A 25,045-nucleotide genomic window follows, 5' to 3' on the forward strand; every position below is an offset into this window, starting at 1 on the left:
CATCGGGCCGTCCGGGCAAGTCTACCGAGGAGGTGCGTCCGCTTCGGTGTGTCAGTTCCCCTGCTGCCCCTGAGCCATGCTCGCGAGCTGGGTGACGGCGTCGCTGCTGAGCTTCCAGTCTCCGTCGACCTTGACGTAGGCGAGCTGGATGTCGACCGGTGCCGTGGAGTTGGGGCTGGTCACCGCGACGGTTGCGGTCGCCTTCGTGTCACCGTCCTTGGCGACGTCCTTGACCTCGAACTTGTCGGGCGTGTAACCCGCAGCCGAGGCGCCCTTCGCGAAGGCGATGACGGTGGTCTTGGTGACCGGGTTCGAGACGTCCACGACCTTGTCGATCTCCTCGGCCGGGGTGGCGGGGTCGATGGCCTTGCGCAGGATGTCCTGAGCCTTGGACTCGTTCAGGCCGGTGACCTGGTCGATGGCGTCACCGGCGGCGGTGGAGACCTCGGACGCGGCCGACTGGACTGCGGTCGACACCTTGCTCGTCGCTTCGTCGACGGTGTCGGACGAATCAGAGCAGCCGGTGGCGACGAACAGCGCGGCTCCCGCGAGAGTGATGGCGGCGACGGACTTCCGGATCTTCATTGATTCCCCTTCACGACGCCCCCGCGGATCGGTACCGCGGAGTAGTGAGCCCACACTAACCCAACTCCTCGACCACTCGGTTCAGGCGGCGGGGCCATCGGAATTAATCGGACCGCGGTCCGGTTATGGTGGACGAGGCTGCCACGGCAGCGCTATCGGCAGGAAACGGAAGGCGCGACATGCAGTTCGGAATCTTCAGCGTCAGCGACATCACGACGGACCCCACCACGGGCAGGACGCCCAGCGAGAACGAACGGATCAAGGCGATCGTCGAGATCGCGAAGAAGGCCGAGGACATCGGGCTCGACGTGTTCGCGATCGGTGAGCACCACAACGAGCCGTTCTTCTCGTCCTCGCCGACGACGACCCTCGCCTACATCGCCGCGCAGACGCGACGTCTTCAGCTCAGTACCGCGACCACGCTCATCACCACGAACGATCCGGTGAAGATCGCCGAGGACTTCGCGATGCTCCAGCACCTCGCCGACGGCCGGGTCGACCTGATGCTCGGACGTGGGAACACCGGGCCCGTCTATCCGTGGTTCGGGCAGGACATCCGCCAGGGTATCCCGCTCGCCATCGAGAACTACCACCTGCTGCACCGGCTGTGGACCGAGCACGTCGTCGACTGGGAGGGCCGGTTCCGTACGCCGCTCACGTCGTTCACCTCGACCCCGCGTCCGCTCGACGGGGTGGCCCCGTTCGTGTGGCACGGGTCGATCCGCAGTCCGGAGATCGCCGAGCAGGCCGCGTATTACGGGGACGGCTTCTTCGCCAACAACATCTTCTGGCCCAAGGAACACTTCCAGCGGCTCATCACGTTCTACCGCGAGCGATTCGAACACTACGGCCACGGCAAGTCCCACCAGGCCATCGTCGGCCTGGGCGGCCAGTTCTTCATCCGGCCCCGCTCACAGGACGCGGTGCGTGAGTTCCGTCCGTACTTCGACAACGCACCCGTGTACGGCCACGGTCCGTCGCTGGAGGACTTCACGTCGCAGACGCCGCTGACGGTGGGCAGTCCGGCCGAGTTCGTCGACAAGACACTGTCGTTCCGCGAGAGCTTCGGGGACTACCAGCGCCAGCTGTTCCTCGTCGATCACGCGGGACTGCCGTTGAAGGTCGTGCTCGAACAGCTCGATCTACTCGGCGAGGTCCTGCCCGAGCTGCGCGAGGGGTTCGCTCAGGGCAGGCCCGCCGATGTACCCGACGCGCCGACCCACGCGTCCCTGGTGGCCGGTCGCCAGGAGTCCGACGAAGTGGGGAAGGTGGAGGTGCGGTCATGAGCGAGGGTGTCCTGCGCGTCGTTGCGGTGAACGCCGGGCTGTCCGAGCCGTCGTCGACGCGGATGCTGATCGATCGGATGGCGACGGCGGTGACCGGCGTGCTGAGCGGTCGCGGGGTGGCCGCCGACGTCGAGGTGATCGACCTGCGGGATCTGGCCGTTGATCTCGGACGTTCGACGGCCGTCGGCTTCGCCTCCGGGGAGACCCGTGCCGCGCTCGACGCGATCGAGTCCGCCGACGCGCTGGTCGTCGCGTCGCCGGTGTTCAACGCGTCCTACAGCGGCCTGTTCAAGATGTTCTTCGACCTGGTCGACGTGGACGCGATGGCCGGTAAGCCGGTGCTGATCGGCGCCACCGGTGGTAGCCCGCGGCACTCCATGGTGCTCGATCACGCGCTGCGCCCGCTGTTCTCGTATCTCCGAACCGTCGTCGTGCCCACCGGGGTGTACGCGGCGTCGGAGGACTGGGCGGGCGCCGAGAGGCCCGGGGACACCGGGCTGAACCACCGGATCGACCGTGCGGCAACCGAACTCGCGTCCCTGATCCGGCCGCGTGCGTCGACTCCGCGTCCGGGAACCGAGGCCGCACCGGCGGGCGCGCGCGTCGGGGGACCCGGCGCGCGACAGCAGGCGATCGAAGCGGCGGGGATCGCCAACTTCGCGAGGTTGCTGGGTGGCTCCTGATCAGGCGCTGCCCGGCGTGTTCTTCCGCGGGCGCAGCCGGGAGTGCGGCAGTGCGGGTGCGGGTAGGTGCTGGATCGGTCCCTCGTATCCCTGCACCTGCCCGAACCGTTCGCTGTGGGCCATCCACTCCTCGCGGAACCCGACGATCTCGTCGTGCGTGCGACCGATGAAGTTCCACCACATCACGATGTCCTCGCCGAACGGGGTGCCACCGAGCAGGATCATCCGCGCGGCGTCGTCGGAGGTGTTGGTGAGCGTCAGTCGTGAGGCACCCACCCCGAGGTAGCCGAGTTCGGTGCGTTCGAGAGGCGCGGCGCCGGTGTCGGCGACCTCGATGGTCCCGACGTCGACGAGGATGCCGTGTTCGAAGGCGGGATCGACGTCGATGTCCACGGTGGCGGCGGGGGCGAAGTCGAGTTGGGCACCGAGCAGCGGGGTGAACGTGTGAACCGGTGAGCGGGTGCCGAACAGCTCGCCGAGGAACACCTTGGCCGTGACCCCTTCGAGCACCACGTCGTGCGGGCGATGATGGGCGAAATCCCTTGGGGTGTCGGCGGCGTGGGCGGGAAGCGCGGTCCACAACTGGACGCCGTGGAGGATGGTGGTCGGTGGGGTCGAGACCTCGGTGTGCGCGATGCCGTGTCCCGCGGTCATCAGGTTGATCTCGCCGGGCCGGACCATCGCGTGGTTGCCCATCGTGTCGCGATGCTCCACCTCGCCGGTGAACAGCCAGCTGACCGTCTGCAGGCCGGTGTGCGGATGCGGCGCCACATCCATCCCGCCGGTGCTCGCCACGTCGTCGGGTCCGTAGTGGTCGACGAAGCACCACGCGCCGATGAGTGATCTCGAGCGTTGGGGGAGGGTTCGGTGGACGGTCATCGCGCGAGGGCCGCCGAGGGGCACGTCGCGGGCGGTGAGAACCTCCATGCGGAGGTGTCCGGCGCCCGTCGCCCGGCCGGTGTCGGTGTGGCATTCGACCTCGGCCGGATGGGCTTCCAGATTGCTCATGGCGACCATTCTCCCCGGGGTGGGGGGCCGATGTGGCCAGACGCGTGTCCTCAGACGAGTGTCGGGTTCTCGAACAGCATCGTGATCTTCTCCACCGAGCTGGTCATCAGCGCGCGTCGCCCGAGTCGGAGCGACCGGAGTTCGGCGGCGATCGGGTGGTCGCCGAGCTCGAGATCCGCCCCGCCGAGACGGGTGCGGGTGCCGGTCACCGATGTCAGCCGCCAGGGAGTGAGCCTGGTGATGCCGTCGAGTTGCGAGTAGGCGTGCAGGACGGTGTCGGCGGTCGTGTCCGGGACCTTGATGCCGGGCTTGATCCGCAGGTCCGCGATCAGCGCGCCGTCGGCCTCGAGGCGGCCGTGCCGGACCGATGAGCCGTGATCGACGTCGAACTCGGCCAGCGTCTTCGGGAAACCCCAGATCCCACGTCCGGCGGCCAGGGTGAAGTCGCCGTCCACCGGTAGCCGGTGGACGAGGGCCCGCGCGTCGCCCTTCGCAAGAGCGCGGAGCGCTCGGACGGGTGAGGCCGGCGGTCGGGAGGGGTCGTCGACGAGGAAGCAGACACCGAACTCGTTGTACGGCCCGAGGTCGCCGTCGATGTAGTCGACGAAGACGAGCATGCACATCGCACGTCCTGGACGGATCCGCAGCGGACGCAGTGTGCCGGGCCGTCCGGACTCGCTGTCGATCGCACGCTGGACGGCTGCGGCGTCGGCGGTGAAGCCGGCGACGAAACACCGCGCATGCCGGATCTCCACGGGCATGGTCACCGTGGTGCCGAGGATGTCGTGGGACGAAGGTGCTGTCACCGGTACTTCCTTCTTCTGGTCGGATGCGGGTGGTCGGCCGCATCGACGAACACTAGAACGTGTTCTAGTCTGGCATGACCGGGGTGCGGAGAGGTCGAAGAAGGCGGATGTCCCCCATCCTGTGGACATCGACGGTGGAAAACGTGACGGGTTGTCGCTGGTCCAGGCAATCCAACGGTCGATGTCCGACTTGTCGTATACGGTTCGCCCAGTGTGTGGCCCCGGAGCGCTGTGTAATTGCTGAAGGCGCGAGAAGGCTGCACGGTGAGCCGACGAAAGGGGGCACCGTCGATGCCCGAGGGGAACGTCGCGTCGCCACACCGGAGGAGTGCGGCACCGGGCCGGGTGCCGATGACGTGGTGCGCGCGATGACGGCAGACGAGGCTCCGGTGGATCGCGTCATCCGGGTCGGGATGGTCGACGATCACCGTTCGCCGATCTGGGGGATCGAGCGGGTCCTGGATCCGGTCGACGACATCTCGCTGGTCTGTTCGGCATCCACGGTCACAAGTGTGCTCGCGGGGATGCCCCTCGACGTCGTCCTGCTCGATCTGCGCCTCGACGACGGGACCACGCCCAGGGAGAACGTCAACGCGCTCTCCGCTGCCGGTGTCGCCACGGTCGTGTACACATCCGGTGAACACACCGCGCTGCTGCGTTCGGCGGCTCGGGCAGGCGCGCTCGGCGTCGTGCTCAAGTCGGCGGATGAATCGGTCATCATCGACGCGATCCGAGCGGCTGCCGAGGGTCGGGCGGTGCTCACGACCGAGTGGGCCGCGGCCATCGACGGCGACCCCGAGCTGGCCGCAGTCGATCTGTCGCCACAGCTGCAGAAGGTTCTGGCCCTGTACGCGTCGGGGGAGACGTCGGCTCGGGTGGGAGCTGCTCTGGGTGTGTCCGCGGAGACCGTGAACGAGTACCTGAAGCGGATACGGCAGAAGTACGCCGACGCCGGCAGGCCGACCCGGACCAAGGTCGACCTGTTCAAGCGTGCGGTGGAGGACGGGTGGCTGCCGGTGCCCCAGCGGAACCGGAGTCGCGGCACCGATCCCGGTCGGTGAAAGTCACTGATAATAGGGAACTTCGGCCCTAGCAAAGGACGACTCAGGTGCGGAATCAGTAGGCAGAAAAGGGGAACGGTGGGGAATCGGCAGTCGATCGACGTCAGAACAGTAGAAGTCCCCAATTCTGGGTCTACCGGGTCATCGGCAGCAGCACTACTTTCAGAATCATTGGGAATGATGCGCGGAGCGTACGGCGTCGGGGGACGTGAGCATTGCGCCAGAAATTAGGGGATGGACCAGTGACGGCCACTTCAGAGTTCTATCGAACCGCACAGTCCCGGGGGGCCGTGGACCAGCGTCGCGTCGGCTCGCCGGAAACGATGCTACACAACGGAATCGCCCGGCTTTCCGACTACCGCACGGCCGGTGACCGCGCACCGTCGGCGCTGCCGCGACCGAGCCTGTCCGACCGTGAGGTCGAGGTTCTGCTCGCCTGGCTCGCCGCCGAGTCGAAAGAAGAGGCGGCAGCCCGACTCTTCATCTCGGCGTCGACCGTGAGCACCCACCTCGCACGAATCCGTGCCAAATACACCGCGGTGGGCCGTCCGGCCCCGACCAAGACACATCTCTTCGCGCGCGCCCTCCAGGACGGGTACACCAGCCTCGATCGCTGGTGATCATCACCACGCGTGGTCTGCGGTGATCCTCGGAGAAGGGGGTCAGCGCAGGTCGCGCGCCAGGTTGGGCCAGGTCGCGTACAGGTCGTCCTGCCAGTAGCCCCATGAGTGGGTGCCGGTCGGCCGGAGATTCACCTGAACGGGCAGTCCGAGGGACCGCATCCGCTGGACCATCTGGCGGGTGCACATGTCGATCGCGACCTCGATCCCGCCGCCCACGATGGCCTGATTGGCCAGATCGAAGGCATTGCCGTCGATGCCCGGGTCCCCGAGTTGCTCATGCACACCGGGCGCGCCGGTCCCGCTGGTCATGTACACCTTGGTCCCGCGCAGTTTCTCGGCATTCAGATAGGGGTCGTTCGCACGCCAGCCGGGACCGTTGAGCGGACCCCACATGTTCACCACGTTCCCGCCGCCACGATCCTCGACGACCATCCGGATGTACTGCTGGCCGGCCGGATCGCTCGTCCGTGCACATCCGCTGAACGCAGCGACGGACCGGTAGAGGCCGGGTGCGGCGATGGCCAAGTTGAGCACCGAGGTGCCCGCCATCGAGATTCCGGCGATGGCGTTCGCGCCCGTCGTCGGGAACTCGGCGTCGATGACGGGCGGGAGTTCCCTGGTCAGGAACGTCTGCCACTTGTTGCGGCCGAGTACCGGGTCGTCGCGCTGCCAGTCGGTGTAGTAGGAGAAGGCGCCGCCGATCGGCGTGACGACATAGGCGTTCTTGTCGGCGAAGTACCGCTTGTAGGTGGTCCGCGCATCCCAGGTCGCCGAGTCCTCGCCACCGCCGGCACCGTTGAGCAGGTACAGCACCGGGGCCGGACGCGACCGGTCGCGTGGGGTCAGTACGGTCACCGCGACCGTGCGATTCATCGCCGCCGAGTGCACCAGCAGAGTCGTCTGCTGGGGATCGTCGACGTACCTGTCGACGACTCGAGATCCCGGCGCCGCGTCGGCGGCAGACGCGGGTACCACGACGAGCGCACCCAGCATCGCCATCGTCGCCAGCATGGCCGACCAGAACCATCTACCACCGTGCACGTACACCACGTCCCCGCCTGTCATCCTCGATCCGTCCCAACGATGTGTCGCGACGCAGAACGCCGCAGTCGTCCCGCGGAGTACCCCCGTCGTCAGTGTAGGCGTGCGTCTGCTCGGTGCCGTGGGCTCAGAGTGGGACCTGTACCAGGATCGGCGTCGTCGGCTGCGCGGAGCCGCTCGCTGGTTCGATGGTCACCGCCAGGACCTGCGCGTCGCCGAGTCCGTCGACGACGACCGGTTCGGTGTCACCTCCCGGGATCAGGCCGGCGGGTACCGGGTTCTCCGCTCCGCCCACCAGCCAGAGCTGGAACGCGCTGTCCGGCGAGATCGGACGGCGCTGGTTCCGGATGAGTGTCACCGCGCGGCCGACCGTCTCGGAGGCGATGACCGTGATCGTCCCGTGGCCGTCCGCCAGGGTTTCTGCGGTGACGGTCGAGTCACCGGCCGCGAGGACCTCGAGGACCTCCTGCTGCCCCCCGCCGACCGCCGTCGCGGACGGCGAGGGTTCCGGTGCCGTCGTACGGCCGATCAGGACGCCGGCGCCGAGTGCCACGGCGACGGTCACCGCGGCCGCCGCGAGCACGGCCGTCTTCCGCCGTGGCCCCTGCGTGCTCCTCTGACGGTGTCGATCCACGGGCTCGGGTGTCGTTGTCTGTGCCGATGGCGACGAGCCGAACCGCGCGGTGCCGTCGAAGATGTGCGACAGCACGCGGCGTCGGAGATCGGACGGCGCCTCCAGGGCGTATGTGCTGGCGAATCCGGCCATGGCGGTGTGGATCTCGACGATGCGTGCCTCGTAGGACGACCGCTTCGCCGCGGGAAGCGCGGCGAGTTCCCGTTCCGCGCGGAGGGTCTCCTCGGGAGTCAGGGCGGATACGGCGTACAACTCGATGTGGTCATCGAGCCAGGCGGACATGCCGTCGTCGGGGTCCGCGTCGGTTCTTGTCATGGTCAGTTCAGACATCCTCCTGCGTCCCCAAGCACTTTTTCAGGCGGCGCAAGCCATCTCTGATCCGGGACTTGATGGTGGGCAAGGGGGTCTCGGTCTGTGATGCCACCTCCGGGTAGGTCAGGCCGCCGAAGTAGGACATCTCGATACAGCTCCGTTGCAAGTCCGTGAGCTCGCCGAGACATGTTCGTAGCGTACGCGCCTCGTCGGCGTGGACAACCACCTCGAGCGGAATGTTGCGCGGAGTTTCGACGGAAGCGGCGCCGTAATCGGACATCCGCTCCTGCTGGAGCTGTTCGGTGCGCACGCGATCGACGGCGCGACGGTGGGCGATGGTCATCATCCAGGTGATGACCGAACCACGTGCGGGGTGGTAGTCGCTCGCCTTCTGCCAGTACTGCAGATACGCCTCCTGCACGATCTCCTCGGCGTACTCGCGGTCGCGGATGACACGGAACGCGAGTCCGTAGATGCGCGAGCTGGTCAGGTCGTACAGACGCGTGAACGCGGCTCGGTCCCCGGTGGAGGCCGATTCGAGAAGATCGCGCAACAAACGAGATTCGTGTCCACGTCCGTGGTCCGCATCGGGGGTCGCGCTGCCGTCGTCCGATGTCACTGGTCCACGGTAACCAAAAGAGGCGGGAGTTCTCCGGCGATCTGCAATCACCGATTTGCTGAGCGTCGGTAAAGAACAAGGGAGACAGGGATGCACACCGCGAGGATGGCCAGAGACGAGCCCACCGCATACCCCACGGCATGGTCGGCCACCCACCCGGTGGCGGCCGGGAAATTCGGTGGCGCCTCGTTGGCGAAGAGTTGCCGGCATGCGGTCGCCACCGCGGTCACCGGGTTCCACTCCGCGATGGCGCGTAGCGGGCCGGGAAGGCTCTGTGCGGAGATGAACGCACTCGACAGGAACGTCAGGGGGAACATCCAGAGAAAGCCGATGCTTTGTGCCGCTTCGACATTCGGGGCTCCAAGACCGGTCACGGCGCCGACCCAGGCCATCGCGACAGCGAAGAGTCCGATGATGCCGAAGGCGATCGCGGCGTCGGCGGCGCTGCCCTGAACCCGCCATCCGATGGCAAGTCCGCAGGCGACCATCACCACCAGCCCGACGGCGCACAGGAGCATGTCGGAGGAGACCCGGCCGCTGATGACGCCCAGTCGCGACATCGGTAGCGAGCGGAGGCGGTCGATGATTCCGTCGGAGGTGTCGTTCGCCAGGCCGACAGTGGTGAAGGCGGCGTTGAACACGACGGTCTGCGTGAAGATCCCGGCCATCAGGAACTCGCGGTACGAACCGCCGCCGAACGTCGCGCCGAAGACATAGGCGAAGAGGAAGACGAACATCAGCGGCTGGATCGTCGCACTGATGAGAAGCGTGGGTATGCGTTTGACGGTCAGCAGGTTTCGCTCGACCAGTACCGCGGTGTCAGTGAACACTAGCGCGCTCCGTTCGGTTGGGGAGAGTGTCCGGTACGTCCGCCTCGGTGTCACCTGTTCCGATGACAGCGTGATCGATCGACCCCCCAGAACCGTTGACCGCCTTACCATTAATGCCCGATTTGGCGACCGTGATGTCCGAATCGCTTGATATGTCCGCGATCTCGACATCGACAGCCGTATCCGAATCGGTGGTGCCGGCGCGTTCGGTGAGCGTCAGGAAGACGTCGTCGAGGGTCGGTGTCGTGACGGACGCGTCGACGACCTCGATCCCGGCCGACGACAGCGCCCGGACCGCGGCGACCGCACTGCGGGTCCCGTCGGCGACGGGGACCGACCAGCGCACGGATTCGGCATCGGCGCCGCCACTTTCGCCGCCCGATTCGAGACGTTCGGGTCGCCCGACACCGATCTCGGTCAGGGAGGCCGAGATCTGCTCGTCGTGGGGGTCGTCCGTGTGGGGGACGGCGAGTTCGACGGTGAGGATCGATCCGCCCGTCGAGGCCTTCAGATCGGCCGGGCTTCCCTGGGCCCGGATCGTGCCGTGGTCGATGACCGTGATCTCGTCGGCCAGCGCGTCGGCTTCCTCGAGGTACTGCGTCGTCAGCAGAACCGTCGCACCGGAGCCGACCTGTTCGGCGATGACCTCCCACATCTGGCGTCGCCCGCGAGGGTCGAGTCCGGTCGTCGGCTCGTCGAGGATCACCAGCGACGGGCGGTTGATGAGTGCCCCGGCCAGGTCCAGTCGACGACGCATCCCGCCCGAGTAGGTCCGCATCGGTCGATCCGCGGCGTCCTCGAGGTTCAGTTCCGCGATCAGTTCACGCGCGCGTTCCGACGCAACGGCCCGTGGTTGCCCGTACAACTGACCGACCATGCGCAGGTTCTCGAAGCCGGTGAGGTTTCCGTCCACGGCCGCGTACTGGCCCGACACCCCGACGATCTTCCGGACGGCGCCGGGATCGGCGATGGCGTCGACACCGTCGACGAGCACCGAACCCTCGTCGGGGGTCATCAGGGTCGCGACGGCGCGCACCGCGGTCGTCTTCCCGGCACCGTTGGGGCCGAGGAGGGCGTGCACCGTTCCGGTGGGGACCGTCAGGTCCAGCCCGTTGAGGGCGTGAACACGTGGCCCGCGGCCGAACAGTCCGGTACGGAAGGTCTTGTGCAGTCCGCGCAGTTCCAGCGCGTAGCCGGTGTCCTTCCCGGCCGGCGTGTCGTCAGCGATACTGTGCCGCCCCACGGGTGACCTCGCTTTCGTCGTCCGGTGAACTCTCCATCGTCCGGATCAGGCTGGCGGGCCTCATGTCCCGCCAGTTCTGCTCCACGTACTCGAGGCATTCGTCGTGACCCGACGGGCCGAAGACGGTGCGCCAGCCGTCGGGCACGGGTGCGAAGTCCGGCCACAGCGAATGCTGGTTCTCGTGGTTGACGAGCACCCGGAAGGTTCCGTCGGTGTCGTCGAAGGGGTTGGTCATCGCTTCTCCTCTCGTGGGGCGGTAGCCGGCGTTGCCGGCGGTTCACTGATCGCGTGTACCCAGTCGGATACGTGCTCGGGCAGCATCATTCGTGCATGCGTGCTGCGTACCCCGACGTCGACGACCCGTCCGGTCACCTTCGAATGCCAGGCCTCGACGGCGGGCGCTCCGGGCTCGGGGTCGACGGTCGCGGTGACGAAGGTCAGGTCGCCGTCGTAGAGACGTGGCCGCCACCCTTCCGCCAGTGGTGAGGCGTGGCGGAAGACCTCGTGGACCGTGCCCAGCGTCTCCCGGCTGAGACCGGCAAGTGCGCCCCCGATCGAGGAGATGATGCGATACGCGTCGTCGACGGTCAGTTCGGCGGTGCCGGAGGGGAGCTCGGTGTCGACGTCGAGTCCGAATTCGCGCATCAGAGCGGTGATCGAGACCCCGACGTCGAGGTCGGGTCGCTCGGAGATGACGTAGCTGTCGAGCAGGACGAGCCGGGCGACCTCATCGCCGGCCTCCCGCAGCTGTACGGCCATCTCGTGCGCGATCAGACCGCCGAGTGACCAGCCCAGCAGGTGATAGGGGCCCTCCGGATACACGGTGCGGATCTGTGCGACGTACTCGGCGGCGAGGTCACCGATCGAGCGCGGACACGGCTTTCCGGACAGTGCCGGATGCTGCAGTCCGTACAGCGCCCGACCGGAGGCTAGATGGGGTAGGAGCGAGGTGAAGCTCCAGGAGAGGCCGATCGCCGGATGGACGACGAACAACGGTGGTGCGTCGGGACTCTCGGCGGTCGTACTGCGGCTGCGACGAAGGGGAAGGAGTATGTCCAACCCCGGCGTGCCGGCCGGCTCCGACGGGTCCGGGTTCTCTCCGTCCATGCCCAGCGCCGCAGCGAGTTCCGCGGGGCTCGGCGCGCCGAACAGGGACTGCGCAGACACCTGGCGACCGATGAGTTCGGTCAGCCGCGACGTCACGGTGGTGGCCAGTAGCGAGTTGCCGCCGAGGTCGAAGAAACCGTCGTCGGCGCCGATCGTGTCCGGACGGACCTCCAGGACCTCGGCGAAGACCTGCGCGATCGTCGTTTCCCCACCCGGGCTCGGTGCGCGCCTGCTCGCGTCCTCGGCGGGCGCGGGCAAGGCCTTGCGATCGAGCTTGCCGGTGGGGGTCAGCGGGATGGCGTCGAGCAGGGTCACCGAGGTCGGCACCATGTGCCGTGGAAGCCTGCGGCTCACCCGGCGTCGTAGGTCCGCGGGTTCCGGGGTGGCTCCGTCGGCCGCGGTGACGTAGCTGCGGAGCGTGGCCGTCGCGCCGGCACCGTCGACGAGGGTCGCCGCGAAATCGACATCCGGTTCGGTTGTGAGGGCGTCGTCGATCTCGCCGAGTTCGATCCGGAAGCCGCGCACCTGGACCTGGGTGTCGCCGCGGCCCGCGTAGACCAGACGGCCGTCCTCGGTCCACCGGACCAGATCGCCGGTGCGGTACATGCGACGACCGGCGAACCGCGGACCGCTGACCATCGGCACCGGCAGGAACCGGGTCGAGGTGAGGCCCGGCCGTCGGTGGTATCCGCGGGTGATCTGCGGCCCCATGAGATAGAGCTCGCCCACGACGCCGGCCGGGACCGGGTGCAGGCGCTCGTCCAGAACGAGCGCACCCACCCCGTTGTTCGGTGTACCGATCGTCAATTGCCGCTCGGGCGTGAGGGATTCACTACCGGTGATGATGATCGTGGTCTCGGTGGGGCCGTACACGTTGATCAGGGTGCGTCCGGGTGCCCACCGCCGCACCAGATCCGCGCCGTAGTCCTCGCCACCCACGGCCAGTGCTCGTAGCGAGGGCACCGCGGACGGCGACATGCTCGCGACGGCTGCCGGAGTGATGAACGCATGGGTGACCTGCGCGGAGTCGATGACCGAGCTGAGCGCATCGCCGCCGTACACCTGCGATCCCACGATGACCAGGGTTGCCGAACCGGCCAGTGCGAGCAGCATTTCCAGGACCGAGGCGTCGAAACTCGGCGAGGCGAAGTGCAATACCCGCGACTCCGGCGCCGGTGCCAGGCGATGAGCCAGTTCGTCGTGTACCGGGCGCAGTCCGGAGTGAGGTACCAGTACACCCTTCGGGCGACCGGTCGAACCGGAGGTGTAGATGATGTACGCGAGCTGATCGGGCCGGATCGTCGACCCGCGTTCCGCGTCGGTGACCGGCGCCGGAGACGAGTGCTGCATGCGCGTGACCGTCGCCGCGTCGTCGAGGACGAGCATCGGCATCGGGTCCCCGGCCATACCCGCGGAGATCGACTCCCTTGCGGCCGAGGTGGTCACGACGAGTCGCGCGCCGCTGTCGCCGAGCATGTGGGCGATCCGGTCGGCGGGATAGGTCGGGTCGATCGGCACGTAGGCCGCACCGGTCTTCACGATGGCCCAGATCGCCACGAGGGACTCGATCGAACGCTGCACCGCCATCGCCACCACATGTTCGGCGTCCGGGGCGCCGACGCCCCGACCCAACAAGACGCGCGCCAGCCGGTTCGAACGGGAATCGAGCTCAGCGTAGGTGATGGTCTCGGGAGCCTCCGGCGATCCCGCCATCGCGGCCACGCCATCGGGGTTCCGCTGCACCGCCTGCGCGAACAGTCGGTCGAGCGTGGTGGGCATCTGGGCCGGAGGGCCGAGCGCTGGCGTGCGCTCGACGATCTCGAGCGGGTCGGTGACCCGGATGTCGCCGACCGACCGGCCCGGGTCACCCAGCATGCCGCGCACGACTCGCATCAGGCGGGTGGCGAGGAGTTCGGCGTCCTGGTGACGGTAGCGGGCGGTGTCGTAGGTGACCTGGAGGGCGGCGTCGCCGTCGCGCATCCCGGTGACGGTGAACTGGAGATCGAATTTGGCGGCCGGGGATTCGAATTCGGTGATCGAAGCGTGCAGTCCGGGAGCCATCTCGAAGGTGGTCTCGGGCAGGCCGCCGGTTGGCTGCGAAGTGGTCCCGGCCGCGAAGTCGTGGACCGACAGCGCCACCTGGAACAGCGGATGACGCCCGGGTGTGCGCGGGGGGTTCAGCGACGAGACGATGTCGTCGAAGGGCAGACCCCGATGGTCGAGCGCATCGATGTCGGCGTCACGAACCCGGCGGACGAGCCCCGCCACCGTGTCGGCGGCGTCGAGTCGGGTCCGCAGGGGCACGACGTTGACGAACATACCCACGACACCGCTGTAGTCGCGGCCCGCGGCGGAACCGTCGCGGTTGGCGACCGGGCTGCCGACGACGAGATCGTGGCCGATACCGAGGCGGTGCAACAGGATCGCCAGCGCCGTGTGCAGAACCGAGAACGGCGTGGTCGACTGTTCGCGGGCGAAGGAGAGCAGGCCCGCCCGGGTGTGCGCGGGGAGCGCGAGACTCACCGAGCGCGCGCCGGCCGCGGACGGCGGTCGATCGATCGCCGGCGATGCGACGGTGGTCTCGGCCGGGGCGTCGGCGAGGGTCTCCTCCCAATAGCGCAGGTCTGCGGCCAGACGAGCCACATCGTCGCTCTCGAGCGCATGGTCGCGGTAGTCGACGGCGGCCGGGGCCCAGTTCCCGGTACGACCACGCCGCCGCTCGTCGTAGGCGCGCGCCAGGTCGGCCACCAGGATTGGCAGCGAGGCCCCGTCGGCCGCGATGTGATGCAGAACGAGCACCAGGAGGTGTTCGGTCTCCGGACCCGGGGTCGGACGGTCCACGACGAGCGTCGCGGTGATCGGTGCCTGGCGGCTGACATCGACGGGGCGCGTTGCGCACCGGGCGATCTCGGCGTGGACGTCGTCGGTCCGCTGGACCCGGAGGTCGCCGATCACCACATCCGGGTCGTCGAGAACGCGGCCCACCGGGCCGTTCGCGCCGGGTTCGAAGACCGTGCGCAGACTGGTGTGCCGGGCGACGATGTCGACGAGCGCGCCGCGTAGGGCCGGCACATCGAGTTCTCCCCGCAGGCGCAGCACGAACGGCATCAGGTACTCGGTGGACTCCGGATTCGCCGTGGCCATCGAGTGGAGCCGTCGCTGGATCGGTGCCAGTGGGAACTGGGCGGGACGATCCGAGATGTGTTCGGCGCCCGGATGTTCGGACGCCGCCTCGGCCGAGTCGGCTTCGTTCTCGTCCAGAGCCGTGACGTCCCAGCCCGCCGGAAGGGTGAGGAGCGGCGCAAGCGATTCGGGCGTCGGGTGGTCGAAGACATTCCGGACCAGCAGTCGTTCGCCGACGTGGACCCGGTTGATCCGGCTGACGAGCGTGGTCGCCTGCAGCGACGTGCCGCCGAGGAGGAAGAAGTCGTCGGTGGCGCCGACGTCGTCGGGGCGGAGGTCGAGAACGTCGGCGAGGATCCGCGTCAGCGCAGACTCGGCGACGGTACGCGGAGCTCGGCCGGTCGACGGCTGCGCGGTCGTCGCGGGATCAGGCAGCGCGCGATGGTCGAGTTTTCCGTTGCGGGTCAACGGGATCGAGTCGAGTACGACAACCGCGGACGGGACCATGTGGCGCGGCAGCCGTTGCCGGGCGGCGTCGAGGATGGCCGCGGAATCCGGTGCGTCGGTCGGTCCGGTGAGGGTGACGTAACCGACGAGTACCGCGTCGGCGCCCTCGCCGCGGACGACGGTCGTGGCGAAGTCGACCCCCCCGGCGGCGGTGAGCGCCGCGGTGACCTCGTCGAGTTCGATGCGGAAACCGCGGACCTTGACCTGGTTGTCGCTGCGGCCGTGGTAGATCAGCGCGCCGTCCGCGTCGCGCCGGACGATGTCGCCGGTGCGGTACATGACCTCACCGGACCCATCGGGCCGGGCGACGAATCGCGCGGCGGTGGGTCCACGACGATCGAGATAGCCGCGGGCGACGCCCGGACCGCTGAGGTACAGCTCACCGGGGACATGGTCGGGGACCGGGAGCAGGCGATGGTCGAGGACCAGTGCGGTGCAGTCGGTGACCGGTGTCCCGATGGTGATCGGCATACCCGGCCGGAGCGGCGACGACATGACGGCGACGATCGTGGTCTCGGTCGGTCCGTAGGAGTTGACGTACCTGCGGTCGGAGCCCCAGCGCGCCACCAGGTCCGGCGTGGAGGCCTCCCCGCCGACACCGAGCGTGCGCAGATGGGGAAGGGGATGCGGCGCGGCGGTGGCCAGCGCGGCCGGGGTGATGAATGCGTGGGTCACCGCGTGCAGGTCGAGGAAGTCGACGAGTTCGTCGCCGCCGTAGATCGCCGGCGGGACGATCACCATCGTCGCGCCGACCTCGAATGCGAGCAGGAACTCGAGCATGGCGGCGTCGAAGGACGGCGACGCGAAGTGCAGTGTGCGGTCGCCGGCAGACACCCGGTAGCGGTCGCGTTGCGTCGTCGCGTACGCTGCGAGCCCGCGGTGGGTCACGCTGACGCCCTTGGGCTTTCCGGTGGACCCGGAGGTGTAGACGATGTAGGCGAGCGAGTCGGTGTGGCGGGGACTCGTTCGCTCCTCCGGGGCTCGGCTCTCCCCGGGGGTGCCCAGCGTGCCGGGGGTCACCCGCCGGACGTCCTGGGGCACGTCGGCGAACCGATCCGCGGTCGTGATGCCCAGCGACGCCCCGGAATCGGCGATCATGTGGGCGATCCGGTCAGCGGGGTAACGGGTGTCGACGGGGAGGATCGCGGCGCCGCTCTTGGCGACCGCCCAGGTCGCGATCACCGACTCGAGGCTGCGGTCGAGGGCGACGGCGACGACGTCGTCGCTGCCGACCTCGAAGGCTCGCAGGTTGTGCGCCCAGACCGTCGAGATCTCGTCGATCTCGCCGTAGGTCAGCCGGCGGTCGCCGTCCTCCACGGCCACCTGATCCGGATGCCGGCGCGCGGTGGCGGTGATGATGTCGGCGAGGTGGCGCGGGGTGATCGTGGGTTCATCCGCCGGTTGGCGGGAGTGGATCGTCGACGTGGCCAGCGGGAGATCGTCCACCGGGACCTCGGGGTGTGCCGTCACGGTCTCGGCGAGGTCGGCGAACATCCGGGCCAGGGACTCGACGCGGTCGCGGGAGTGCACGTCGGTGGCGTAGGTGAACAGCGCGCGGCCGTCCCGGATGCGCAGCTCGAGATCGAAACGGGCTGCGCCGGTGTCGATCGCCTCCGCCTCGATGCGGAGATCCTCGAGGTCGGCAGGGTCGAGGAGCCCGGATGTCCCGGACGCGGACGTCCCCGAAGCGGAGGCATCGGATGTCTGGGCGTCGAAGACGAGAGCGACCTGGAAGATCGGATGCCGGCCGTTGCGAGGCGGGTTGACCATCGAGACGATCCGCTCGAACGGCATGTCGGACTGAGAGAGCGCTTCGAGGTCGCGATGGCGGACGGAGTCGAGGAGCTCGGTGAAGCTCGCCCGACCGTCCACCGGGGTCCGCAAGACCACCGAGTTCACGAACATCCCGACGACGTCGGCGAGTCGCGGGTCGTTTCGCCCGGCCACCGGGGTGCCGATGACGATGTCGGAGGCGGCACCCGCGACGTGGGTGCCGGGATCGGCGTGCAGACGGTGGAGGAGTGCGGCGAACAGTGCGTGAACGCTCATGAATTCGGTTGCGCGCCCAGCGGAGACAGCCGTCAGACGGCGTCGTACGTCGGTGCTGAACTCCACCTCGACGACCTCGGCGCGTCGTGTCCGGCCGGCCGGGGCGTCGGGGATCAGGATGGGACCGGTGTCGACTCCGTCGAGCTCGTGTCGCCACCAACGGCCGAGCTCGTCGTCGTCGGCGAGGTTCCCGGCCTGCCACCGCAGGTAGTCGAGGTAGTCGATCGCGGTGCCGGGCTCGTCGGCACCCGCTTCCGCGTTCGTCGCAGCTCCACTCCGGAGTTCGCCATAGGCGAGGATGATGTCGCGATGCAGCGGGATCATCGACCACCCGTCGGCGGCGATGTGATGGATGACGACCGACAGCCGATGGTGCATCGGATCTCCGTCGAATCGGTGCAGCGCGGTCCGCAGGGGCAGGTCGGTGGTCAGATCGAACGGTCGGGCGGCCAGAGCGCGGGCAAGCTCCGGCCACCGCGCCGCCGTGGTGTCGGTGACCTCCAGGTCGAGAGCGACCTCCTCGGCCGGGCGCACATCCAGAACGGGCCTGCCGTCGACGTCGGGATAGACGGTTCGCAGCATCACATGGCGCTCGACGGCTCGGCGGATCGCGGAACCGAGCGCGTCGACGTCGAGTCGACCGCGGAGGTCGAGCGCGAATGCGATCGCGTAACCCGCGGTCGCCGAGTGGTTTTCCTCGGCGACCGCGCCGAGGGCGAGTTGGTTGAGGAACCAGAGTTGCTGCTGGGCGGCACCGGGCTCCGCAGGTGCGTCGGGGTCGTGGATGAGTCGGGGGACACGCGCCTCGTCCGCACCCGGGCGGGCGAGGCCGCCACCGTCCGCGAGCCGGGCGATGTCGGCGACGGTTGAATGATCGAAGATCTCACGTACCGGTACCCGGCGACCGGTCAGGTGCTCGAGAGCCCCGACGATCTGGGTCGCCAGCAGGGAGTTCCCGCCGAGGTCGAAGAAGTCGTGGTGCCGGCCGACCGTGCCGGGTGAGAGGTCGAGGCGTTCGGCGATGAGGTCGGCAACAGTCTGTTCGATCGGCGTGATCGGTGCGACGAACACGGTGCCGTTGTCGTTCGGCAGGGTGTCCGGAGCGGGCAGCGCCCGTAGGTCGATCTTCCCGATCGGCGTGGTCGGGATCTCGTCGAGTTCGACGATCATCGACGGGATCATGTGTCGGGGAAGACGATTGGCCAATCGTTCGCGGACGTCGGAGACCGCGTCGGAGGTGTCGTACCCCATCGTCACGTACGAGACGAGGTGGGCGCGGTCGCCTTCGCCGTGAGTGGTGGTCACCGCCCCGCGGACAGCGGCGTCGGCGACCAGAACGGCATCGATCTCACCGAGTTCGATGCGGTGGCCCCGGATCTTGGTCTGGTGGTCGGCACGTCCGCGGAACTCGAGTTCGTGATCGGTCGTCCATCGCACCAGATCGCCGGTGCGGTACATCCGCTCGCCCGGATCGCCGAACGGGTTGGCGATGAACCGCTTCGAGGTCAGCGGCCGCACCCCGTGATACCCGCGGGCGAGATGCTCACCGGCGATGTACAGTTCGCCGATCGCGCCGGGAGCGACTGGCTGCAGGCGTTCGTCGAGTACGAGTGCGGAGACGCCGCGGATGGGTCGGCCGATGGTGAGCGTCGTGTAATCGGGTTCGATGGGTGCCGACACCGCCGCGACGACCGTCGTCTCGGTGGGCCCGTAGGCGTTGAACAGTTTCGGCCCGGTCGACCACGTACGCACCACTTCCGGATTCGGATGCTCGCCGCCGATGACGAGGGCCTCGAGGTCCGGGACATCGTCGGGCGCCATGGTGGTCAGGACGGAGGGAGTCAGGAATGCGTGGGTGATGCGACCCTCCCGCATCAGCCGCGCCAGTTCGGCTCCACCCACGACGCCGGGCGGGATGATGTGCATGGTCGAACCGGCCGCGACAGCCATCAATATCTCGAGCACGGAGGCGTCGAAGCTGGGCGACGCCATGTGCATGGTCTGGCTGTCGGCCGTGATCCCGTACTGCGTGACCTGTTGTGCACCGAAATCCGCGAGGCCGCGATGGCTCACGACCACGCCCTTGGGCCTGCCGGTGGTGCCGGACGTGTAGATCAGGTAGGCGGGCTGGTCGACATCCAGTGGGCCGGGCCGTTCCGACGGCGACACCGGTGCGGCGGGCTTCCGGGCGATCGATTCGACGACCGCGTGATCGTCGAGGACGACGGTCCGCGGGACCACTGCGGCGGATTCGTCGACCAGCGCCGCCCGAGGATCCGACGACTCGTCGGTGAGCAGAAGGCAGGAACCGGAGTCGGTCAGCATATGCGCGATGCGCGCCGCCGGGTAGGCCGGGTCCACGGGCACCCACGCAGCGCCTGATCGGGCGACCGCCCACATCGCGATCATCCAGTCCACTCCGCGGGGAAGTGCCACCGCGACATGGCGTTCGGGTCCGGAGCCGCGGTCGATCAGCAGACGCGCGAGCCGGTTCGACGCCTCGTCGAGTTCCCGGTACGTCAGCGAGCGATTGCCGTCGGTGATGGCGATTCGATGCGGAGAGGACTCGGCCGCCGTGGACAACAGCGTCGTCAGATGTTCGACCGGACGGCTGCCCTCGCCGACCGCAGGGACGAGATCGAGCCGTTCGTGGAGATCGAGAACCGGGAGATCCCCGACCGCCGAATCCGGGGCAGCGGTGGCGGCCCGGAGCACCCGGTCGAGACGTGAGGCCAGCGCGCTCACCGTGGACCGGTCGAAGAGGGCGATGGCATAACCGATTTCGAGAGCGAGCCCGGCCGGCTCGCCGTCGGTGTCGTGCAGCTCGGTGAAGGTGAGTTGGAGGTCGAAGGTGGTGTACCCGGTGTCGACCCGCGACGCGGTGGCGCTCAGTCCGGCGAAGTCGAGTCGGATGGCCGAACGGTCCTCCAGGGCGAGGGACACCTGGAAGAACGGGTGCACGTGGGACGACCGGTCCGGATTGAGTTCGGTGACCACCCGGTCGAAGGGCAGGTCGGCGTTGTCGAAGGCGCTGAGATCGGTGTCACGCACGTGCGCCAGCAGGTCGACGAACCCGGCATCCTTGTCGACGGACGTGCGCAGTGCCAGCGTGTTGACGAACATGCCGACGACGCCGTCGAGGTCGGCGTCCCCACGTCCGGAGACCGGGGTCCCGACGACGATGTCCGATGACCGGGACAGCGAGCGCAGGAGTGCGGCCACCGCGGCGTGCAACACCATGAACACGGTCGTGCCGGTCGCGCCCGCCAGTTCTCGGATGGCACGGTGGGTGTCTGGTGAGAGCGTGCGGGTCACTGCGGCGCCCGTGGCGTCTTGGCGACCGGTGCGCGGACGGTCGAGGGGCAGATCGGTCTCTTTCGGGGCGCCGGCGAGAGTGTCGCGCCAGTGGTCGAGTTCGGCGGTCGCGTCGGCGCTCTCGGAGAGCCAGGTGTGGCGTTCGGCGCTGACCTGTGAATAGGTGACCGGCAGTGCCGCCCAGTCGGGTTCGGAGCCCTCCAGCCGGGCGCGGTAGGCCGTCGCGAGATCGGCGGCGAGCGGTGCCAGTGACCATCCGTCGGCGGCGATGTGATTGACCACCAAAGTAAGCCGGTGATCGTCGGCGGAGGTGCGGACGAGGCGCGCACGGATGGGCAGTTCGGTATCGAGATCGAATGTGCGCGAGGCGAAGTCGCGATCGGAGGTCAGGTTCGGATCCTGGGAGTCCAGGACGGGTAGGTCGATGTCGACCCGGTCCGCCGGGCGCGGTGACATGCACGCGACACCGTCCTGCTCGACGACCACGCTTCGCAGTGGTTCATGCCGGGCGATGACATCGACGAGCGCCTGCCGGAGACCATCGGTGTCGAGTGCGCCGACCAGGCGGACCGTGAACGGCATGTTGTAGGTGGCGGCGGCGGCCGGATCGAGCCGCCCCGCGAGCCACAGCCGGTGCTGTGCGGGGGAAAGCGGGACCGCGGAGTCGACAGGGGAGGCCGTGCGGACCTCCGCGTCCGGGTGGGCCGGGGTGGACCGGCCCGCCTCGTCGCGGTCGACGCCCATCTCGGCCAGCGCGTCGACGATACCGCCGATGTCGTCGGCATCGAAGATCGTCCGGATCCCGATGCGCTTGCCGGTGGCCCTGGACAGACGGGACGCGACGCGTGTCGCGGACAGGGATGTCCCCCCGACGTCGAAGAAGCGGTCGCGCATGGAGATGGAGGATGGGTCGGCATCAGAGCCCGGACCCAAGGCGTCGTCCGCGAGCTCGTCGGCGCCCAGGACGTCGGCGACGGTGCGGACGACGAGCCGGTCCAACGCGGTTGCCGGCCCGACGAATTCGCGGTCGTTGCGAAGTTCGGGGCGGGGGAGGGCACGGCGGTCGAGCTTGCCGTTCACTGTCGTCGGCAGTGCGTCGAGCGCCATGACCACCACCGGGATCATGTGCTCCGGCAGGGCCGTCCGGAGTTCGGCGCGGAGGTCGCGATCGTCGAGGCCGTCGCCGGTGACGTAGCCGGCTATCGCGGGTTCGTCGCCGGCGAGGTCGTTGCGGACGGTCGCTGCCACCGACGTGACCCCGTCGAGGCGGGAGAGGGCGGATTCGATCTCACCGAGTTCGACTCGCTGACCGCGGATCTTGACCTGCGAATCGGTTCGACCCAGGTATTCCAGTTCACCGTCGGGGAGGATGCGCGCGAGATCGCCGGTGCGGTAGAGCCGTTCACCATCTCCGTCCGGAGACGCGACGAAACGCGCTGCGGTGAGGTCGGGGCGGGAACGGTATCCGCGAGCGAGTTGTACACCGCTGAGGTAGAGCTCGCCGACCGCGCCGACCGGTTGGGACCGTAGGCGATGATCCAGTACGTGGACGCCGGTGTTCCAGACCGGTGATCCGATGGGGGTGAGTGCCGCATCGGGACGGCAGGAGTCGTGATGGGTCACGTCGATCGCGGCCTCGGTGGGACCGTACAGATTGTGGATCGGCGCGGAGGTGAGCCGTGCGGTCGCGCCGACGGTCGAGGTTGTCAGGGCCTCGCCGCTGGTGAAGATCCGACGAAGAGATGTCAGCCGGGAAGCGTCCGCCGAATCGAGCGCGGCGGTGAACGCAGCCAGCATCGATGGGACGAAATGGACAGTGGTGACACCGTTCTCGGCGATCACGTCCCGCAGGTACCACGGATCGCGGTGTCCGTCGGCGCTCGGGACGACGAGGCCGGCACCGGCGATGAACGGCCAGAAGAACTCCCACACCGAGACATCGAAGGTCGACGGTGTCTTCTGCAGCACCCGGTCTTCGGTGGTGAGCTGATAACGCGACTGCATCCACGCGAGCCGGTTGACGATGGCGCGATGGCTGATCACGACACCCTTGGGCTTGCCCGTCGAGCCGGAGGTGAACAGCACGTAGGCCGCCTGGTCGGCGGAGGGGACCGCGTCCGGCGCAGGGCGGCCGGCGATGTCGTCGCCTGCTGCGTGCAACTCGTCGAGGACTGCGTCGGTGATGATCAGGTCGGGTTCGGCGATCTCGAGGATGTGCGCGAGGCGGTCGGCGGGTTCGGCGGGGTCGATCGGCAGGAACGCCGCACCCGCGCGGACGACACCGTGCAGGGCCAGCACCTGGTCGACGCTGCGCGCGAGCTGCACTGCGACGACACTCTCCGGGCCGACGCCACGATCGGCGAGAGCTGCTGCAATGGAGCGTGTTCGGGCCGCGACCTCGTGATGGGTCAGCGATTGTGCGCCGTCTGCGTCGACGACGGCGGTGGCATCGGCGTGTGCGGCCGCTGCCTGGTCGAGCAGATCGACCAGGGTCGTCTGACCGAGGTCGACCTGCTCGCCGGTGGTGTGTTCGGCGAGGGCTGTGCGCTCGTCGTCGGTCAGGATGCGCAGCTGGGAGATCGGGGTGCTCACCGGGGCGGTGACCAGCGCGGACACGAAGTCGACGAGACGGCGGTGGTGCCTGGTGATCTCGTCGGGGGAGTAGATGTTGGGGTTGGCCTCGAGATCGAGGCTCATACCGCCGTTGAAGCTGTCGTAGACGTTCACCGACACGTCTTCGGTGGGGCCGGTGGACAGGACGTTCAGCTCGCCGTGGAGCGGACCGAAGTCGATGTGTTCGAAGAACAACATGACATTGACCAGGGGCCCGAAGAAGCCGCGCCGTGCGCCGGCGGCACCGAGAATCTCCGAGACGATGTCCTCGTGCCGGAACTTCTGGTGACGCACGGCGGATTTGATCTCGCAGTTCACGGTCTTCAGCAGTTCGGCGATGGTGGCCGAATCGTCGAGCGGGATGCGTAGGGGCACGACGTTCGAGATGAGTCCCGCCGACGTGCGCAGGATGTCGCGATCACGTGCGGCGACCGGGAGGCTGAGCGTTGCCTCGTCCCGGTCGGTGAAACGGGCCACGTAGGCGGCGACCGCCGCGGCGATGATCGACGCCGGACGCACGCGAAAGTCGTGGCCCAGGGTGCGGATTCGCGCCACCAGGTCGTCGTCGAGCACTGCCGACCGCACATCCGACAACGGAGACGCCGGGCCGGAGAGGCTCGTCAGGGTGGTGATCTCGGGGAGATCGGCGAGGTGCCGGGTCCAGTGCTCACGGTCGGCGGCGAACTTCTCCGAGGAGCGGTATGCCCGGTCGAGTTCGGCGATGTCGGCCATGGTGGCGGTGTCTGCCAGCGGCGGCTCGGTGCCGTTGGCGATCGCGGTGTAGTGCGAGGCGACCCGCAACATCAGGTACATGGCGGCATATCCGTCATAACCGATGTGATGCCCACGGCAGTACCAGATCGAGTGCCCCGGGCCGACTTTCAGCAGATGGGTCTCGAGTAGGGGATCGGCGAACAGGTCGGTCGCCTGCGACCGGCGGTGATCGATCCAGGCGAGCGCGGCCGCGCGCGGATCGGTCTCGTCGGAGAAGTCCTGCCGGCCCAGCACGACCAACCGCGAATGGTCGATCGTCATCAACGGCTCGCCGTCCTCGGTGGGGACGAGGCGCAGCATGGACGCCTCGGTCTCCATCTCCGTGAGTGTGGCAGCACGCTGCATGATCTCCGGGTCGACGTCGACCAGCGGGTTGTCTCCGTCCGCACCGCCGTCACGCGCAGTGTCCCCACGGAACTCGATGAAGGCATCGATGGTCATCGGCACGTCTGGTTCGAGCTGCTGCGCATAGAAGACACCGCGTTGTGCGGCTGTCATCTGAATCGCGAGATCGGTGTCGGTGATGTGCCGGATCGCGTCGTCTGTGGTCACACATGCCTCCCCTGACTGCGGTGCGCCCCGTACTCGGCATCGACGAACACGGGGCATTGCCCCACGTCGAGTGCTTTGCTTGCTGCGGTCGGGTTGCGCTGAGCGAACTGACCTTCTTCAGCTCCGGGAGGACGTAGTGATCGTTCGGCCCGCAAAGGGGCTGCTCTCCCCCGACACGTCACGTCCCCGCTGGTGAACCGCCGGATCATTGCTTGATCCGGAACAGGCTCACCAGCTGATAGGTCTTGTCCCACGGGTGCTTCGTGTGGCGAGG

The 25,045-nt window shown here is 68.3% G+C and carries 14 protein-coding genes; 4 read left to right on the forward strand and 10 right to left on the reverse strand.

Annotation, left to right across the window (positions count from 1 at the left end; all coding sequences use genetic code 11):
- Positions 1–51: 51 nt before the first annotated feature.
- Positions 52–585, reverse strand: a complete 534-nt coding sequence (locus NWF34_RS04210) for a DUF4878 domain-containing protein (protein WP_024497701.1) — start codon at positions 583–585, stop codon at positions 52–54.
- A gap of 179 nt (positions 586–764) precedes the next feature.
- On the opposite strand from NWF34_RS04210, the gene NWF34_RS04215 reads away from it, so the two are divergent.
- Together NWF34_RS04215 and NWF34_RS04220 are read left to right on the forward strand one after the other, a co-directional pair.
- Complete coding sequence (locus NWF34_RS04215; protein WP_024497702.1) at positions 765–1,871, forward strand: LLM class flavin-dependent oxidoreductase; 1,107 nt, start codon at positions 765–767, stop codon at positions 1,869–1,871.
- Complete coding sequence (locus NWF34_RS04220; RefSeq protein ID WP_024497703.1) at positions 1,868–2,554, forward strand: FMN reductase; 687 nt, start codon at positions 1,868–1,870, stop codon at positions 2,552–2,554. Before NWF34_RS04215 ends, NWF34_RS04220 begins: the two co-directional genes overlap by 4 nt.
- Here the strand turns inward: NWF34_RS04220 and NWF34_RS04225 are convergent, their stop codons facing one another.
- Positions 2,555–3,562: a pirin family protein gene (locus NWF34_RS04225; protein WP_024497704.1), complete on the reverse strand. Its 1,008-nt coding sequence runs from the start codon at positions 3,560–3,562 to the stop codon at positions 2,555–2,557.
- Between the two features lie 50 nt (positions 3,563–3,612).
- Complete coding sequence (locus tag NWF34_RS04230) at positions 3,613–4,368, reverse strand: acetoacetate decarboxylase family protein (RefSeq protein ID WP_024497705.1); 756 nt, start codon at positions 4,366–4,368, stop codon at positions 3,613–3,615.
- 368 nt (positions 4,369–4,736) lie between these two features.
- Between NWF34_RS04230 and NWF34_RS04235 the strand changes: the two genes are divergently transcribed.
- Positions 4,737–5,429: a LuxR C-terminal-related transcriptional regulator gene (locus NWF34_RS04235; RefSeq protein WP_035760270.1), complete on the forward strand. Its 693-nt coding sequence runs from the start codon at positions 4,737–4,739 to the stop codon at positions 5,427–5,429.
- Positions 5,430–5,671: 242 nt separating this feature from the next.
- Entirely contained in the window at positions 5,672–6,049 is a 378-nt protein-coding gene (locus tag NWF34_RS04240; RefSeq protein WP_024497707.1) for a LuxR C-terminal-related transcriptional regulator, read from the forward strand.
- Between the two features lie 42 nt (positions 6,050–6,091).
- Here the strand turns inward: NWF34_RS04240 and NWF34_RS04245 are convergent, their stop codons facing one another.
- The 7 genes from NWF34_RS04245 to NWF34_RS04275 form a co-directional block, all read right to left on the reverse strand.
- Positions 6,092–7,051: an alpha/beta hydrolase family protein gene (locus tag NWF34_RS04245; protein ID WP_236577618.1), complete on the reverse strand. Its 960-nt coding sequence runs from the start codon at positions 7,049–7,051 to the stop codon at positions 6,092–6,094.
- 169 nt (positions 7,052–7,220) lie between these two features.
- The gene (locus tag NWF34_RS04250; RefSeq protein WP_024497709.1) at positions 7,221–8,057 is read right to left on the reverse strand and encodes an anti-sigma factor; all 837 of its coding nucleotides are present in this window, start codon (positions 8,055–8,057) and stop codon (positions 7,221–7,223) included.
- On the reverse strand, positions 8,050–8,658 hold the full coding sequence (gene sigK / locus NWF34_RS04255; RefSeq protein ID WP_096274526.1) for an ECF RNA polymerase sigma factor SigK: 609 nt from the start codon (positions 8,656–8,658) through the stop codon (positions 8,050–8,052). Before sigK ends, NWF34_RS04250 begins: the two co-directional genes overlap by 8 nt.
- 47 nt (positions 8,659–8,705) lie before the next feature.
- Entirely contained in the window at positions 8,706–9,488 is a 783-nt protein-coding gene (locus tag NWF34_RS04260; protein WP_096274524.1) for an ABC transporter permease, read from the reverse strand.
- Positions 9,478–10,731, reverse strand: coding sequence for an ABC transporter ATP-binding protein (locus NWF34_RS04265; protein WP_159404917.1), 1,254 nt, complete (start codon positions 10,729–10,731; stop codon positions 9,478–9,480). The genes NWF34_RS04260 and NWF34_RS04265 overlap by 11 nt, the downstream gene beginning before the upstream one ends.
- The gene (locus NWF34_RS04270) at positions 10,709–10,966 is read right to left on the reverse strand and encodes an MbtH family protein (RefSeq protein WP_159404916.1); all 258 of its coding nucleotides are present in this window, start codon (positions 10,964–10,966) and stop codon (positions 10,709–10,711) included. Before NWF34_RS04270 ends, NWF34_RS04265 begins: the two co-directional genes overlap by 23 nt.
- Positions 10,963–24,771, reverse strand: coding sequence for an amino acid adenylation domain-containing protein (locus tag NWF34_RS04275; RefSeq protein WP_258324281.1), 13,809 nt, complete (start codon positions 24,769–24,771; stop codon positions 10,963–10,965). Before NWF34_RS04275 ends, NWF34_RS04270 begins: the two co-directional genes overlap by 4 nt.
- Positions 24,772–25,045 lie beyond the last annotated feature (274 nt).

The sequence above is a fragment of the Gordonia sp. GONU genome, assembly GCF_024733855.1.
In the GTDB taxonomy this organism is placed as follows: domain Bacteria; phylum Actinomycetota; class Actinomycetes; order Mycobacteriales; family Mycobacteriaceae; genus Gordonia; species Gordonia amicalis.